Genomic DNA, 2,091 nt, shown 5'->3' with positions numbered 1-2,091 from the left:
GGGTCAGATGGCGATGGCGCCGGTGAGCCACCCGGCGGCGGCGAACAGCGACGCCGTGAGCTCGATCAGGATGGCCACACCCGCGGCCCGCAGCGCCGCGACCGCACCCCGCCAGCCGGCTCGCACGTCCTGATCGCGTGCCCACTCGGCGACGAACGCCCCCGCGAGGAACCCGATCGGCAGACCGATCACCGGAATGACGAAGAAACCGACGATGCCGGCCAACCCACCGATGAGCACAGTGCGGTTCGAGATACCGGACCGCTTCATCGACCGTCCGGCGACGAGGTACTTCAGCACGGCGGCCCCGACGATGAGCACCGCGGCGCCCACGACAACGGACCACGCCCACCCACCGACGAAGATCGCCCAGATGACGATGGCGGCCAACACCAGCGACGGCCCCGGCAGCATCGGGACGATGGTCCCCACCAGTCCGATCAGGATCACCAGGGCGATCAGCAGCTCACCGACCGCCGACACCGGTCACTTCTCCACGCTGATGCGACCCGACGGGATGTCGTCGTCGGTGTCGGTCGGTTCGGTCGAGGTGTCCGCGTCGTCGTCCCACCGCGGCAGTTCGGAACGCTGGGTGGGCTGATCGGCCCGGTCGGCGGGACGGTCGTCCCGCTCGGCGGGCACAGCGGCCTCGTCGGACGAGTCCTCCGGGGGATCGACACGCGGCGGTTCGCCGGCCTGCGCTCGACGCGCGATCATCTCGACCGAGATCCGGTCGGTGGCCGGGGTCGGCTGCACCGGGGGCTGCGCCGGAGGCGGCCGGTGCGTGGCGGTGGTCGTCGCCGTCGTCGACGCAGCGGGCGGAGTCGGCGCGGACGGACGCACACCGCTGATCGGGCGCACCAGCGCGGCCGCCTCAGTGGCCCGCCGTCGGGCACCGCTGACGTCGTCGGCGGTGGCCACGACCACGCCCATGCGACGACGCCGGTAGCTCTCCGGCTTGCCGAACAGTCGGATGTCGGTCTCCGGGATCGTCAGCGCCGCAGCGACGTTCTCGAACGCGATGCCCTGCTCGTCACGACCGCCGTAGATGACCGCGGACGCACCCGGGCTGGCCAGGGTGACGTCGACCGGCAGGCCGAGAATGGCACGCGCGTGCATCTCGAACTCGGAGAGTCGCTGCGTCGCCAGGGTGACCAGGCCGGTGTCGTGCGGACGCGGGCTGACCTCGGAGAAGTACACGTCGTCGCCCTTGACGAACATCTCGACACCGAACACACCGCGGCCGCCGAGCTTTCCGTCTCCCAACGCGGTCGCGATCCGGGCTGCGATCGACATCGCCGCGCCGTGGGCGGCGGCGCTCATCGCCTGCGGCTGCCAACTCTCGACGTAGTCGCCACGTTCCTGGCGGTGACCGATGGGTGCGCAGAAGTGCGTCGTGAGCCGGCCCGTCGCAGGATCGACCGCGCGCACGGTCAGAAGTGTTATCTCGTAGTCGAAGTCGACGAATCCCTCGACGATGACCCGCCCGCCGGACACCCGGGCACCGGACGCGGCGGTCTGCCACGCCGCGTCGAGATCCTCGGGGCCGCGCAGCATCGACTGCCCCTTGCCCGACGACGACATCGTCGGCTTGACCAGACACGGGTAGCCCACCCGCTCGGCGGCCGCGGCCAGCTGCTCGGGTGAATCGGCGAACGCGTACGCCGAGGTCGGCAGCCCGAGCTGCTCGTCGGCCAGACGGCGGATGCCCTCGCGGTTCATCGTCAACGATGTCGCCCGCGCGGTGGGGATGACCTCGGTGATGCCGCGGCGCTCGGCCTCGACCAGCGCACTGGTGGCGATCGCCTCGATCTCCGGGACCACGTAGTCGGGGCGCTCGTGCTCGATGAGTCCGAGCAGCGCGTCGGGGTCGGTCATGTCCATGACGAAGCCGTGATGGGCGACCTGATGGCCGGGCGCGTTGTGATACCGATCGACGGCGATCACCTCGACGCCCAGGCGCTGGAAGGCGATCACCACCTCCTTGCCGAGCTCCCCGGCACCGAGCAGCATCACGCGCGTCGCCGACGGCGACAGCGGCGTACCGATTCGCGGCGAGATCCCGCTCGGGATCGGGCCGGGCGGGGGCCC

2 protein-coding genes are annotated in these 2,091 nt (G+C 71.1%); both read right to left on the bottom strand.

Annotated elements, in window-relative coordinates:
• Positions 1 to 3: 3 nt before the first annotated feature.
• A complete protein-coding gene (locus tag JHC79_RS01675) occupies positions 4 to 483 on the bottom strand; it encodes a DUF456 domain-containing protein (protein ID WP_296388134.1) in 480 nt (159 codons plus the stop codon).
• Positions 484 to 486: 3 nt separating this feature from the next.
• Entirely contained in the window at positions 487 to 2,013 is a 1,527-nt protein-coding gene (gene purT, locus JHC79_RS01670; RefSeq protein WP_296388224.1) for a formate-dependent phosphoribosylglycinamide formyltransferase, read from the bottom strand.
• Between the last annotated feature and the right edge of the window lie 78 nt (positions 2,014 to 2,091).

Origin of the sequence: Williamsia sp. (assembly GCF_016462415.1) — a bacterium.
Lineage (GTDB): Bacteria > Actinomycetota > Actinomycetes > Mycobacteriales > Mycobacteriaceae > Williamsia_A.
This window is presented reverse-complemented; position numbering and strand designations above follow the sequence as displayed.

Coding starts and splice junctions, on each gene's coding strand:
- purT (WP_296388224.1), bottom strand. CDS start 2,013: ATGCTGCTCGGTGCCGGGGAGCTCGGCAAGGAGGTGGTGATCGCCTTC.